General features: G+C 74.8%; 3 protein-coding genes and 1 pseudogene. 2 read left to right on the forward strand and 2 right to left on the reverse strand.

Features of this window, described 5'->3' with window-relative positions:
• Positions 1-71: 71 nt before the first annotated feature.
• Together FH715_RS17330 and FH715_RS17335 are read left to right on the forward strand one after the other, a co-directional pair.
• Positions 72-3,446, forward strand: a pseudogene (locus FH715_RS17330) (type I polyketide synthase); the annotation flags it as partial.
• A 105-nt stretch (positions 3,447-3,551) separates the two neighbouring features.
• Positions 3,552-10,013 (forward strand): type I polyketide synthase, encoded by a 6,462-nt coding sequence (locus tag FH715_RS17335; RefSeq protein WP_139646276.1) that lies wholly within the window; start codon positions 3,552-3,554, stop codon positions 10,011-10,013.
• Positions 10,014-10,099: 86 nt separating this feature from the next.
• On the opposite strand, the gene FH715_RS17340 is transcribed toward FH715_RS17335, so the two are convergent.
• Together FH715_RS17340 and FH715_RS17345 are read right to left on the reverse strand one after the other, a co-directional pair.
• On the reverse strand, positions 10,100-11,275 hold the full coding sequence (locus FH715_RS17340) for an acyl-CoA dehydrogenase family protein (protein ID WP_139646278.1): 1,176 nt from the start codon (positions 11,273-11,275) through the stop codon (positions 10,100-10,102).
• 307 nt (positions 11,276-11,582) lie between these two features.
• Positions 11,583-14,654 carry an AfsR/SARP family transcriptional regulator gene (locus FH715_RS17345; protein WP_139646280.1) on the reverse strand — a complete coding sequence of 1,024 codons (3,072 nt, stop codon included), beginning with the start codon at positions 14,652-14,654 and terminating at the stop codon, positions 11,583-11,585.
• Between the last annotated feature and the right edge of the window lie 548 nt (positions 14,655-15,202).

The raw sequence follows: 15,202 nt of genomic DNA on the forward strand, positions 1-15,202 counted from the left end.
CCGAAGCACCCGGACACCCGAACACACCTCACGACAACGGGAGTTGAACGACCATGGCGGGCGAGGAGAAGCTGCGCGACTACCTCAGGAAGGCCGTCGCCGACGCGCGGGACGCGCGCCGGCAGCTGCGCGAGCTGAAGGAGCGGCGCTACGAGCCGATCGCGATCGTCGGCATGGCCTGCCGCTACCCGGGCGGGGTCTCCTCGCCCGAGGAGCTGTGGCGGCTGGTCGCCGACGGCACGGACGCCGTCGGCCCGCTGCCCGAGGACCGCGGCTGGGACGTGGAGGCGCTCTACGACCCGGACCCGGAGCACGCCGGCACCTCCTACGCGAGGGAGGGCGGCTTCCTGCGCGACGCGGCCCTCTTCGACCACGAGTTCTTCGGGATGTCCGCCCGCGAGGCCGCGGCCGTCGACCCCCAGCAGCGGCTGCTGCTGGAGACGGCGTGGGAGGCGTTCGAGCACGCGGGCCTCGACGCCGACGCCCTGCACGGCTCCCGCACCGGCGTCTTCACCGGGCTGATGTACAGCGACTACGGCTCCCGGCCCGGCCTGCCCCCCGAGGACTCCGAGGGCTATCTCTTCAGCGGCAGCGCCGGCAGCATCGCGGCCGGCCGGCTCTCCTACACCCTCGGCTTCGAGGGCCCCTCGGTCAGCGTCGACACCGCCTGCTCCTCGTCGCTGGTCGCCCTGCACCTGGCGGTGAGCGCCCTGCGCAACGGCGAGTGCGACCTGGCCCTGGCCGGAGGCGCCACGGTGATGTCCACGCCGGTCGCCTTCGTCGAGTTCTCCCGACTGCGCGGTCTCGCGCCCGACGGCCGCTGCAAGTCCTTCGGCGCGGACGCGGACGGCGTCGGCTGGTCGGAGGGCGTGGGGCTGCTGCTGGTCGAGCGGCTCTCCGACGCGCGGCGCAACGGGCACCGGGTGTTGGCGGTGGTGCGTGGTTCGGCCGTGAACCAGGACGGGGCGTCCAACGGGCTGACGGCGCCGAACGGTCCCTCGCAGGAGAGGGTTATCCGTGCCGCGCTGGCGGATGCGGGGTTGCGGGCGGCTGAGGTGGACGCGGTGGAGGCGCATGGCACCGGTACCCGGCTCGGGGACCCGATCGAGGCGGGGGCGCTGCTGGCCACCTACGGCCGGGAGAGGGAGGACGCGCCGCTGTACCTGGGGTCGTTGAAGTCGAACATCGGGCACGCCCAGGCCGCGGCGGGCGTCGGCGGGGTCATCAAGATGGTGGAGGCGATGCGCCACGGCACCCTGCCGCGCACCCTGCACGTGGACGAGCCCTCGCCGATGGTCGACTGGTCGGACGGCTCCGTCGAGCTGCTGACCGAGGAACGCGACTGGCCGGCCGCCGCCGACCGGCCGCGCCGGGCCGCGGTCTCCTCGTTCGGCTTCGGCGGCACCAACGCGCACGTCGTGATCGAGGAGCCGACCGCCGAGACCCCCGCCGAGGAGCCGGCGCCCGACGCCCCGCCCCTCCCTCGTGAACTGGCGGCGCTGCCCTGGCTGTTGAGTGGCCGCACGCCCGCCGCCCTGGCCGCCCAGGCGGAACGGCTCCGCACCCATCTGGAACGGAACCCGGCGCTCGCCCCCCTCGACGTGGCGTACACCCTCGCCACCGGCCGCGCCGCCCTCGACCACAGCGCCGTGGCCGTGGGCGGCGACCGTGCCGCGCTGCTCGACGAGCTGAACGTTCTCGACCCGCGCACCCGGGGCGACGGCGCGCTGGGGTTCGTCTTCTCGGGTCAGGGTGCGCAGCGGGTGGGGATGGGGTCGGAGTTGGTTCGGGCGTTTCCGGTGTTCGCGGAGGCGTTGGGTGAGGTGTGCGGGGTGTTGGACGGGTTGTTGGGTGGGGATCTGCGTGGGGTGATGTTCGGTGGGGTTGGGGATTTGGGTCGTACGGGGTGGACTCAGCCGGCGTTGTTCGCTTTTGAGGTGGCGTTGTTTCGGTTGGTGGAGTCGTGGGGTGTGAGGCCGGGGTGGGTGTCGGGTCATTCGGTGGGGGAGTTGGCCGCGGCGCATGTGGTGGGGGTGTTGTCGTTGGAGGACGCGTGCCGGGTGGTGGCGGCGCGGGCGCTGCTGATGGAGGCGCTGCCCGAGGGCGGCGCGATGGTGGCGTTGGCCACCGACGAGGCCACCGCACGCGCGCTGATCGGGGACCGGGACGACGTGGCGATCGCGGCGGTCAACGACGCCCGCTCGGTGGTCGTCTCCGGCGCCGAAGGCACGGTGACCGGGATCGCCGACCGCTTCGAGGGGAAGAAGACCCGCCTCCGGGTCTCCCACGCCTTCCACTCGCCTCTGATGGACCCGATGTTGGAGGAGTTCCGGACGGTGCTGAAGGGGGTGGAGTTCGGTGCGGCGCGGGTTCCCGTGGTGTCGACGCTGACGGGCGGGGTGGTGGGTGAGGAGTTCTCGGGGGTGGACTACTGGGTGCGTCAGGTGCGGGAGTCGGTGCGTTTCGCGGACGCGGTGTCGGTGATGGAGGAGCAGGGGGTGCGGGTCTTCGTGGAGATCGGCCCCGACGCCGTCCTCACCTCACTGGTGCCCCGCATCGTGCGCGGCCCGGACGCCGTCACCGCGCTCGCTCCGGTGCGCTCCCGCCAGCCGGAGCCCGAGTCCGTGGTGCGGGCCCTCGGCGCACTCCACGGCCGGGGCGTTCCCGTGGACTGGGAGGCGTTCTTCGCCGGCACCGGTGCCCGCCGGGTCCCGCTGCCCTCCTACGCCTTCCAACGCACCCGCCACTGGCTGGACCCGCTCGCCGGAACGGCCCCCGCCCCGGCGCCCGGCGCGGCCCCCGGCGCGGCCCCCGGCCCCGGCGAGCCGGCCCCCGCCGCGCCCGAGACGCTCGCCGAGCAGCTGAGCGGGCTGACCGGGACACAGCGGGAGCGGCACGTGAGGGAGTTGGTGACCGGTCTGGTCGCCGCCGTCACCAAGCACCCGGACCCGGGGAGCATCGCCCCCGACCGGGCCTTCCAGGAGCTGGGGTTCGACTCCATGACCGCCGTCGAGCTCCGCGACCGGCTCACCAGGACCACCGGCGTCAGCCTGCCCCCGACCGTGGTCTTCGACCACCCGACCCCGGCCGCGCTCGCCGCCTTCGTGGAGCGGGCCGCCAGGCCCGAGCCGGCCGACCCGGCGCGCGAGGCGCTCGCCGGCCTCGACCAACTGGAGGCGGCGCTGGAGGCGTTGCCGTCGGAGCACGGCGCCCGCGACGAGGCCGGCACCCGGCTGCGCGGCCTGCTCGCCCGGCTCGGCGGCGGCGCCCACGGCTCCACGGCGCGGGGTTCCACGGCCAACGGCTCCCACGGTGCTGACGGCTCCGACGGTGCTGCCGGCTCCCACGGCTCCCACGGTGCCGAGGCACAGGAGCTGATCGCGGTCGCCTCCGCGGACGAGATCTTCGACTTCATCGACTCCCGGCTCGGCCGGGCGGCCGACTGACCCGACCCGCCGCGCCCTTCCCTCGCTCCCTTCGTTCGTTCAGCCGCGCGCCACGCCCGGCGACCGGGGACCGTGCGCCCCGGCATCCACGAAAGGCTGCTTCGCATGTCCGCTGACAAGCCCGCTCCGACCGCCTCGCCGCAGTCCACGCCCAGCAGGGAGGAGAAGCTGGTCGACTACCTCAAGTGGGTGACCGCCGACCTCCAGAAGGCGCGGGAGCGGATCACCGAGCTGGAGTCGGCCGCCGAGGAGCCGGTCGTGATCGTCGGCATGGCCTGCCGGTTCCCCGGCGGCGTCGCCTCAGCCGACGACCTGTGGCGGCTGGTCGCCGAGGGCGGGGACGGGATCGGCCCGTTCCCCGAGGACCGCGGCTGGGACCTGGACGCGCTCTACGACCCGGACCCCGACCACCTCGGCACCTCCTACACCAGGGAGGCCGGATTCCTGGAAGGGGCGGCGCTCTTCGACGCCGACTTCTTCGGCATCTCCCCCCGCGAGGCGCTGGCGATGGACCCCCAGCAGCGGCTGCTGCTGGAGACCGCCTGGGAGGCGCTGGAGGACGCCGGGATCGACCCGGCGGCGCTGCGCGGCTCGCGCACCGGCGTCTTCGCCGGCGTGATCGAGCAGAGCTATCTCGGCCTTTCGGGGCCCGAGGAGCTTGAGGGCTATCTGATGACCGGCAAGCTCGGCAGCGTCGCCTCCGGCCGCGTCTCCTACACCTTCGGCCTTGAGGGCCCGGCGCTCTCGGTGGACACCGCCTGCTCCTCTTCCCTGGTCGCCCTCCACCTGGCCGTCGACTCGGTGCGGCGCGGCGAGTCCGAGCTGGCGCTGGCCGGCGGCGTCACCGTCACCGGCACGCCCGGTGGCTTTGTCGACTTCAGCCGCCAGCGCGGTCTGGCGCCCGACGGGCGGATCAAGTCGTTCGCGGCGGCGGCCGACGGCACCTCCTGGTCGGAGGGCGTCGGCCTGCTCGTCGTCGAACGGCTCTCCGACGCCCGCCGCAACGGGCACCGGGTACTCGCCGTGGTGCGCGGCTCCGCCGTGAACCAGGACGGGGCGTCCAACGGGCTGACGGCGCCGAACGGTCCCTCCCAGGAGCGCGTCATCCGCGCCGCGCTGGCGGACGCGGGCCTCGCCCCCGGCGAGGTGGACGCGGTGGAGGCGCATGGCACCGGTACCCGGCTCGGGGACCCGATCGAGGCGGGGGCGCTGCTGGCCACCTACGGCCGGGACCGGGACCCCGAACGTCCCCTGCTGCTGGGCTCGTTGAAGTCCAACATCGGCCACACCGTCGCCGCTGCCGGCGTCGGCGGGGTCATCAAGATGGTGCAGGCGATGCGCCACGGCACCCTGCCGCGCACCCTGCACGTGGACGAGCCCTCCCCGATGGTCGACTGGTCGAGCGGCTCCGTCGAGCTGCTGACCGAGGAACGCGACTGGCCGGCCGCCGCCGACCGGCCGCGCCGGGCCGCGGTCTCCTCGTTCGGCGTCAGCGGCACCAACGCGCACGTCATCCTGGAGGCGCCGCCCGAGGAGCCGGCGCGTGTCCCCGAGGCCACGGCCGCCCTTCCCGCCGTTCCCTGGATGCTCTCCGCACGTGGCGAACGCGCCCTCGCCGACCAGGCGCGGCGGCTGCTCTCCCATCTCGCCGAGCACCCGGGGCTGACCGCGGCCGACGTGGGGCTCTCCCTGGCCACCACCCGCACCACGCACGAGTACCGGGCCGCGGTGACCGGCGCCGACCGGCCGGAACTGGAGGCCGCGCTGGGCGAGTTGGCCGCCGACCCCTCCCGGGCGCTGACCGCGAACGGGACCGTTCCCACGGACCGGATCGGGTTCCTGTTCACCGGTCAGGGTGCGCAGCGGGTGGGGATGGGGTCGGGGTTGGTTCGGGCGTTTCCGGTGTTCGCGGAGGCGTTGGGTGAGGTGTGCGGGGTGCTGGACGGGTTGTTGGGTGGGGATCTGCGTGGGGTGATGTTCGGTGGGGCTGAGGACTTGGGTCGTACGGGGTGGACTCAGCCGGCGTTGTTCGCTTTTGAGGTGGCGTTGTTTCGGTTGGTGGAGTCGTGGGGTGTGAGGCCGGGGTGGGTGTCGGGTCATTCGGTGGGGGAGTTGGCCGCGGCGCATGTGGTGGGGGTGTTGTCGTTGGAGGACGCGTGTCGGGTGGTGGCGGCGCGGGCGCTGCTGATGGAGGCGCTGCCCGAGGGCGGCGCGATGGTGGCGGTGGAGGCTTCGGAGGGCGAGGTGGGGGAGTGGCTGGGTTCCTTCTCGGGTGTGGGTGAGGTGGGGGTGGGTGTGGTGAACGGTCCCTCGTCGGTGGTGGTGTCGGGGGACGCCGGTGCGGTGGAGGAGGCGGCGGCGTTCTTCGGCGGGTTGGGCCGCCGGGTGCGGCGGTTGTCGGTCTCCCACGCGTTCCACTCGGCGCTGATGGACCCGATGTTGGAGGAGTTTCGGACGGTGTTGAAGGGGGTGGAGTTCGGTGCGGCGCGGGTTCCCGTGGTGTCGACGTTGACGGGCGGGGTGGTGGGTGAGGAGTTCTCGGGGGTGGACTACTGGGTGCGTCAGGTGCGGGAGTCGGTGCGTTTCGCGGACGCGGTGTCGGTGATGGAGGAGCAGGGGGTGCGGACCTTCGTGGAGATCGGCCCCGACGCCGTCCTCACCTCACTGGTCCCCCGCATCGTGCGCGCCCCGGACGCCGTCACCCTGCAACGGGCCGACCGCCCCGAGGAGCGCGCCCTCGTCGAGGGGTTGGCCGCACTCCGGCTGAGCGGCGCGGACGTCGACTGGGAGGCGTTCTTCGCCGGCACCGGCGCCCGCCGGGTCCCGTTGCCCTCCTACGCCTTCCAGCACCGCCGGTACTGGGTGGACGCGCCGGCGGCGGCCGTCGACGCCACCGGGCTCGGCCTCGACCACGTCGCACACCCGCTGCTCGGCACGGCGTCGCCGCTCGGCGACAGCGACGAGACGCTGTTCACCGGCACCCTCTCCGCCCGCACCCACCCCTGGCTCGCCGCGCACACGGTGGGCGGCGAGCCCGTCGTGCCCGGCGCGGTCCTCGCCGAGCTGGCGATCCGCGCCGGCGACGAGACCGGCTGCCCCGTCGTGGAGGAGCTGACCCTGGACGAGCCGCTGGTGCTCCCCGCCAGGGGCGCGCTGACGCTCCAGCTCAGGGTGGGCGCCGCCGACGCGGAGGGCCGGCGCGCGCTGACCGCGCACTCCAGGATCGGCGAGGCCGGGGCCTCGTGGCTGCGCCACGCCCACGGCCGCCTTGCCGCGGGCCCCCTCACCGCCGAGCCGCCCGCCGCCCCCGACTGGCCGCCCGCCGGCGCCGAGCCGTTCGACGCGGACGCGCCGCCGGAACGGCCCGCCGCCGAGGGCACGGCCGTGCTGACCGGCGCCTGGCGCCTCGGCGACGGATTCGCCGCCGAGGTCCGGCTGACGGACGAGGCGGCGGAGGGCGCCGACGCGTTCGGCATCCACCCCGCGCTGCTCGACGGGGCCCTGCGCCCGGTGCTCGGCCCGCTGCCCGCCACCACCCGCTGGGCCGGCGTGCGGCTGCACGCCACCGGCGCGCGCGAGGTGCGCGCCACGCTCACCCCGCGCCCCGAGCCCGGGAGTTACACGCTGCGGCTGGCCGACCCGGCCGGCGGGCCGGTCGCCGACATCGAGTCCGTGACCCTCGGCGCGCTCGCCCCCGGGGCGCTGACCGCCGCCAGGACCCGCGACCACGACGCGCTCTTCCGCGTCGCCTGGGCCCCGGCGCCGCTCCCGCCCGCGACGCTGCGCTGGGCCGAACTCGCCCCGGACTGCGGCGAGTCGGAGCTGGCGGCGCTCGCCGCCGCCGTCGCGTCCGGCGCCGGCGTCGACGCCGTCCGGGTCCGGCTCGCCTCCCCGGCCGGCGCCGCGCCCCCCGAGTCCACGCACGCCACCGTGGGGCGGGCCCTGGAGCTGGCGCGGCGCTGGCTCGCCGAGGACACGCTCAACGGCATCCCGTTGACCGTGCTCACCAGCGGCGCCGTCTCCACCGCCGACGGGGAGGACATCGGGGATCTCGGCGCCGCCGCGGCCTGGGGCCTGTTGCGCTCCGCGCAGTCCGAGGCGCCGGGCCGCATCGTCCTCGCCGACGCCCCCGACCCGACGGCGCCCGGCCTGGAGGCCGCCCTCTCCGCCCTGGTCGCCTCCGGCGAACCGCAGGGCGCGGTACGGGAGTCGGCGCGGCTGCTGGTGCCCCGGCTGGTGCGCCAGGAACGGCCGACCGCCGCCGGGGCACCCGTCTGGGACCCCGAGGGCACCGTGCTGATCACCGGCGGCACCGGCACCCTGGGCGGGCTGTTCGCCCGGCACCTGGTGCGGGCCCACGGCGCCCGCCACCTGCTGCTGCTCAGCCGGCGCGGCCCGAAGGCCCCGGGCGCCGCCGAGCTGCGCGCCGAACTCGCCGCCCTGGGCGCCTCGGTGACCGTCACCGCCTGCGACGTCGCCGACCGGGAGGCCCTCGCCGGGGTGCTCGCCTCGATACCCGAGGCACACCCGCTGCGCGGCGTGGTGCACACCGCCGGCACCCTGGACGACGGCGTCCTCGGCGCCCAGACCCCCGAGCGGCTGGCTCGGGTGCTGCGGCCCAAGGCCGACGCCGCCTGGCACCTGCACGACCTGACCAGGGGGTGCGACCTGACGGCTTTCGTGGTCTTCTCCTCGGTCGCCGCCGCCGTCGGTGGGCCCGGGCAGTCGACCTACGCCGCGGCCAACGGCTTCCTCGACGCGCTGGCCCACCACCGGGCCGCCCGCTCCACGGCCGCCACCTCACTCGCCTGGGGCCTGTGGGCGCAGGCGTCGGAGCTCACCGGCGACCTCACCGAGACCGATCTCGCGCGGATGGCCCGGAGCGGCTTCCCCCCGGTCGCCACCGACCAGGGCCTGGCCCTCTTCGACCTCGCCCTGCGCGGCGGCCGGCCCGACGCGGTCGCCAGCCCGCTGGACCTGGCGGCGCTCCGCGCGCAGCCCCGGGTCCCCGCCCTGCTCCGCGCCCTGGTCCCCGCCCCCCGGCGGAGCGCCGCCCACGGCGCGGGCGCCGAAGGGGCCTCGCTCGCCGACCGGTTGGCCGCGTCGCACGACGCCGGGGAACGCCGGGAGACGCTCCTCGCCGCCCTGCTGGAGGAGACCGCCCGGGTGCTGGGCCGCCCCGGGCCCGAGGGCATCGCGCCCGACCGGCTCTTCCCCGAGCTGGGCCTGGACTCGCTCACCTCCGTCGAACTCCACAACCGGGTCTCGGCCCTCACCGGCCTCACCCTCCCGGCCACCCTGGTCTTCGACCACCCCACCCCGCGGGACCTCACCGACCACCTCCTGGCCGCGCTGGCCCCCGACGAGGCGGCCGAGCCGGCCGCCGACACCGTCGACCACGCGGCCGACATCCGCCTCGACGACGACATCCGACCCGCCGCCGACGTGGTCCGCACCGTCGAGGACCCGCGGGAGATCCTGCTCACCGGCGCCAGCGGCTTCCTCGGCGCGTTCCTGCTGCGCGACCTGATGCGCACCACCACCGCCCGCGTCCACTGCCTGGTGCGCGGCGCCGACGAGGCCGCCGCCCGCGCGCGGCTGCGCGACAGCCTGGAGTGGTACCGCGTCCTGGAGGACATCGAGGAGGAGCGGCTCACCGTCGTCGTCGGCGACCTCGCGGAGGAACGACTGGGGCTCGACGAGGAGCGGTTCGACGCACTGGCCCGCACCGTCGACGTCGTCTACCACGCCGGCGCCTCCGTCCACTGGCTCAAGCCCTACCAGGCGCTGCGCGACGCCAACGTGCGCGGCACCCGCGAGATCCTGCGGCTCGCCGCCAGGCACCGCACCGTTCCCGTCCACCACGTCTCCACCGTCGGCGTCTTCGAGGGGCCCGTCACCCCGGGCGTGCCGCTGCGGGTGACCGACCCGACCGGCCCGGCCGAGGCGCTGCCCAGCGGCTATCTCCGCAGCAAGTGGGTCGCCGAGCAGGTCATCGAGCTGGCCAGGGAACGCGGCCTGCCGGTCTCCGTCTACCGCGTCGACGTCATCTCCGGCGACCGGGAGAACGGCGCCTGCCAGACCCGCGACTTCGTCTGGCTCAGCCTCAAGGGCCTCATCCAGGCCGGGTCGGTGCCCGCGGACCCCGGCGGCCGGTTCCATCTGCTGCCCGTGGACTACGTCAGCGCCGCGATCCTGGGCATCTCCACCCGCCCCGCCGGCGCCGGCGGCACCTACCAGCTGTTCAACGACAGCTCGTTGACCCTCGCCGACTGCGTGCGCGAGCTGCGGCGGCTCGGCTACCCCCTCGACGAGGCGGAGCCCGGGCGCTGGCGCGAGGCGGTGCGCGCCGACAAGGACAACGCGCTGCTGCCGCTGCTGCACGCGTTCGAGCTGATGACCACCGAAACCGACGCCTTCTACCCCGTCCTGGACACCGGCGAGACGGAGGCCGCGCTGGAGGGCACCGGCATCGTCTGCCCGCCGCTGACCGGTGAACTCTTCGCCAGGTACGTCGAGTTCTTCGTCGAGGAGGGCCACTTCCCGCCCGCCCCCGCGCGGGACTGACGGCACCACGGAACGGGCCGCCGGCCACCCCCTCGGGGGCGGCCGGCGGCCCGTTCCACACGGCGTGGACCAGAGGGCCCCGTGGGTCAGAGGATCTCGGTGCCGGGGTCAAGACCCAGCAGCACCCGGCCCTGCACCTCCAGGTTGGTGTGCACCTGCGCCAGCGCGTGCAGCGTGAAGCCGAGAATGTCGCGGTGGTACCGCTGGAACGGCACGCTCCGCTTGATCACCGAAGCGCCGCTGAGCGCGTACAGCAGCTCCACGGCCTCCTTCGCCATCTCCGCGGCGAACGCTGTCTGCCCACGGACCTGCGCCTTCTCCGCGTCGGTCGGCTGCCCCCCGGCGTCGGTGCGCTCCTGCACCAGCGCGATGACCCGCCCGTTGAGCGCCGCCCCCGCGTCGATGCGGTTGGCCGCCGCCGCCACCTGCTGCTGCGTCAGCGGGTGCTGGCGCTGGTCGTCCCACGACGTGTAGGTGATGCCGCGCCCCGGAATCCGCTCCAGGAAGTGCTGGTAGGCGCCGCGCGCGATGCCCGTGGCCATCGAGGCGTACAGCGCCATGATGAACGAGACCAGCCCGTACTCGCGTCCCGGCAGCCCCGCGTTCCAGCGCTCACCGGTCTCCCCGACGGTGGCCCCGCCGTAGGAGACGGTCCGCCGCACCGGCACGAAGACCCCCTCGGCGACGGTCGTCGCGCTGCCCGTGCCACGCCCGGCGGAGACGTCCCAGTCGTCGACGATGGACAGCTCCCGCATCGGGACCAGCGCGAAGACCTCCTCCTCGCTGCCGTCCTCGTGCTCGATGACGGAGGCCAGACAGTTCCAGTCGGCGTGGTGGCAACCGGAGTTGTAGCTCCAGCGGCCGTCGAGCACATAGCCGCCGTCGACGGGCCGCAGGCGACCGGTCGGCGCGAACCCGAGCGACACCCGGACCGAGCCCCCGTCGAACACCTCCTTCTGCGTCTCGTCCGGGTAGAGGCCGGCCATGACGGCGCCGGTGAGCCAGATGGTCATGTTCCAGCCGGACGAAGGGCAGGCACCGGCCACCTCGCTCACCACCTCGGCGTGCTCGGCCAACGGACGGCCGAGGCCGCCGAAACGCTCGGGCACCGCCATGCGGAACACCCCGGCCTGGTCGAGCAGCCTGACCGTCTCCCGTGGCACCTGGCCACGTTCCTCGGCCTCCGCGCCGTGCGCCGCGATCACGGGCACAGCGGCGCGGACCAGGTCCAGAACCTCTGCCGTCTCCTGACGATCAGTCATGCGTCCCTCCGAACCGGTTGAGCCCGTGGATATCCGGGCTTTCCCCTCGGAAACTAGCCACTTCCGCGCACCGCCCGGCCATCGCCCGGTCACTGACCAGTCACGCGCGTGCTGTGTGGCGGGGGTTGGTCGACTACTCACGTGCGTGGCTTGGGTGGGTTGTCGGCGTGAGCCCGGTGATGGGTTGCTCGCGCAGTTCCCCGCGCCCCTGTACTGCCGGTGGGCGGCTTGGGGCGCTGGGAACGGCGCGCGTGCTGGGTGGCGGGCCGCAGACGACCACGATGCCGCACCGGCGAGGTGAGCCGCGTCAGTCCGCCGCGCCGCGCAGCGCCCTCGCCTCCGGAAGGCCGAGGCGGGTGAAGATCTCCTCCGCCTCCGTCAGATGGACCGCGGCCTCGCCGTCCTGCCCCAGATCGCCCAGCGCACGGCCGAGGGCGACCAGCGCGTGGCCGCGCACCCGTTCCGAGCAGCCGTCCGCCGCCCGCGCGACGCCCCGCGCAGCCGTGTCCGCCGCCTCCGCCGGGCGCCCCAGGGCCCGGAGCGTGTCAGCGAGCAGATGGTGCGCCTGCGCCTCCCGTTCCCGCAGTCCCAGTTTGCGGCTGAGCCGCAGGCCCTCCGTGTACCGCTCGACGGCCTCCTCGTACCGCCCCAGCTCGTGCAGCGAGAGCCCCAGCACGACCAGCGCGTACGCGAGTCCCTGCCCGTCGGAGGAGGCGCGCAGCGTCGTGACCGCCTCCTCGCACACCGCCCTGGCCTCCTCCGCCCGGCCGCTTCGTAGCCTGGCCAGCGCCGCGTTCAACGTCGCCACCAGCTCGCCCGAACGCTGTCCCAGCCGGCGGGCGAGTGGCGCCGCCTCCTCCAGATGCTCGGCGGCCTCCTCGTAGTGGTGCTCGAAGAGCGCGATCAGCCCGAGATCGTTCAACACCTGGCAGAGGATCAGCAGATCCTCCGTCGCGCGGCAGTTGATCTCCGCGATCCGCAGATGCTCCTTGGCCTCGGCGAGCAGCGTGCGCTGCACCGCGATGTTGCCGCACAGGAAGTGCGCCCGGCCCACCGTGTGCTTGTCGTCCAGCGCCTCCGCCGCCTCGGCGAGCGCGGACGCGGCCTGCGCCAGCCGTTCCCGCTGCACGTTGGGGCCGAAGGCGGTGAGCGCGATCAGCAGCCCGACGGCCTTGCGCACCGTGTCGGCGCCGACCGGCTCCGACGCGGCGGCCAGCGCGGCGCGCGCCTCGCGGGTCACCTCCAGCACGGCGGTGAACGCGCCCTTCGCCTCGGCGGTCACCCACTCGCGCGCCGCGCACGCGCCGTCGAAACGCATCCCGCTGCTGCGGTTCGGCCCGATCGCGTGGCTGATCTGGTCGCCAGGCACCACGTGTCGGAAGGCGTGTGCCGTCGTCGCCACCAGGAAGTCGATCAACCGGTCCAGTGCGCACAGCCGCTCGGCGGCCGACGTCTGCTGCTGGCCGAACGCGCGCAGCAGCCCGTGACAGCGGTACCGCCCCGGCTGGGAGGTCTCCAGCAGCGAGGCGTCGACCAGCGACTCCAGCTGCGCCTCCGTCTCGTCCTCGTCGAGCCCCAACACGGCGGAGGCCGCCGGCAGTCCGATCTCCGGGTCGCAGACGGTCGCGATCAGCCGGAACGCCCTGGCCTGCTCCGCGCTCAGCTGCTGGTAGCCGATGGCGAAGACCGCCTCCACGGCCAGGTCGCCCGCGCGCAGCTCGGAGAGCCGGCGGCGTTCGTCGGCCAGCCGGGCGCTCAGCGCCGCCGCGCCCCAGTGCGGCCGGGACGCCAGCCGGGAGGCCGCGATCCGCACCGCGAGCGGCAGCAGCCCGCACCGGTGGACCAGCTCCACCACGGCGGAGAGGTCCCGGTTGACGCTGGCGGGGCCCGCGACCCGTTCCACCAGCGCGACCGCCTCGTCCGTGCGGAAGCCCGTCAGGTCGACCCGGGCCGAGGTCGGCAGGCCCCACAGCCGCGCCCTGCTGGTCATCAGCACCGCGCAGCTCGCCGTGCCCGGAAGTATCTGGTTGATCTGCGCGGTGTCCCGGACGTTGTCCAGCACGATCAGCACCCGCTTGCCGTTCAGCAGCGAACGCAGCAGCCCGGCGCGGTCGTCCACGCTCTCCGGCACGGAGCGCGCGGCCACGCCCAGCGCGGTGAGGAAGCCGCTCAACACCAGGCCGGGCGCCGTCGCGTCGTGTTGGGTGCCGCGCATGTCCGCGTAGAGCTGGCCGTCGGGGAAGCGCCGCCGCACCTCGTGCGCGGCGCGCACCGCCAGGGTGGTCTTGCCGACGCCGCCCATCCCGGTGATCAGCACCACCGGCGGGGCGTCGTAGCGGTGGGTGACCAGCGCCCGGGTCAACGTGCCGAGCGCGGTGACCCGTCCGGTGAAGTCGACGGCGCCGTTCGGCAGTTGGGCGGGGACCGGGGCGCCGACCGCGAAGGCGGGCGCCTCGTCGCCGTCCGGGGCGTGGGCGGCACGCTCCCCGTTCTCGGCGGTGACCGGTTCGGGGGCGATCGCCCGCCACGGTTCGGGCGGCTCCTCGGCGGGGAGCGCGGACCTGGGGTCCGCCGGCGCGAGGGCGCTCTGCTCGCGCCCGCGCGCCGCGGGCTGCGGCGTCGCCGGGTCGTCGTCGACGAGCAGCCGCTGGTACAGGTCGCGCAGCTCCAGGCTGGGCTCCACGCCCAACTCCTCGACCAGCCGCTCCCGCAGCCGGTGGTAGGCGGCCAGTGCGTCGGCGAGCCGGCCGGTGGAGTGCAGGGCCCGCATGTGGAGCGCGTGGAACCGCTCGCGCAACGGGTGCGCGCTCGCCAGCGCCCCCAGCTCCGGCACGGCGAGCGCCGGCGCGCCCTGGCGCAGGAGTACCTCGAAGTGCTCCTCCAGCAGCGTCAGCCGCAGCTCCCCGAGGCGCTGGCGCTGCTGCTCGGCATGGGGTCCCGGCACCCCCGCTAACGGTTCGCCGCGCCACAGCGCGAGGGCCTGCCCGATCTGCTCGCCGGCCTTGGCCAGACGCCCCGCCGACCGGTGCTCCACGGCCTGGGAGGCCAGCTGCTCGGCCCAGAGCGCGTCCACGTCCCTGCGGGCCAGGGCCAGCCGGTAGCCGTCGCCCACGGAGATCAGGGTTCTCGGCTTCGTCCGGCTCTCCGCGAGCGCCTGCCGCAGTCGCCAGGCGTAGGTTCTGATCGTGGCCGGCGCGGAGTTGGGCGAGGTGGGGCCCCACACCGCGTCGATGAGTTCCTGGAGCGAGGCGGCCCGCCCGGCACGCAGCAGCAGCACCGCGAGCATCGCCTGTTGCTGCGGTGAGCCGACGCTGATGCTCTGCTCCCCCCGCGAGGCTCCCACGGGGCCCAGCGTGGCGAACCGAACTGTCTGGGACATGTCTTCCTTTCACGGGGCGCGTGTCCGGGCGCGCCTCGCATGGTGTCTCCTGCCCACGGCGGCGGGCGAGTTGGCCTGGGACTCCCTTGTCCGGTCAACGGGTCGGTCGGGCTGACCTGCGTGGGGTGTCACGTCCTGGAAGACGGTCGTGCGGGTCCCTCCCCTTCTCGGCGTGTGCCCTTCCGACGGGTGTCACCGTCCGCCGCGCCCTCCGGCCGGGTCCCTCACGCCCGTCGTCCCCTCGGAGCGAGGACGCCGGCCGCCCTCCGGGAGGGACCGGCCGGGCGGGGCGATCGAACACCCGCCCGTGTTCGGCGAACAGATGATGCTTTGTCGACTACCGTACCAACCAACAATATGTCACTCGACGCCAGAGAGACGTTTGGTGACAGCGTGTGACATCGCGGGCGGCGCCAACTGGACGTGAGCGCGCCGCCCCCCACTGTTCGTCGCGCTCCGTGTCGACGCCCCACGGGTGGCCGGAACACCGCCGGCGCGGCCCGGGGCGGCGGGCCCGGCGACCCGGCGCTCGTCACGTTCGGGCGGCT

The organism is Streptomyces sedi (genome assembly GCF_006335015.1).
In the GTDB taxonomy this organism is placed as follows: domain Bacteria; phylum Actinomycetota; class Actinomycetes; order Streptomycetales; family Streptomycetaceae; genus Streptomyces; species Streptomyces sedi.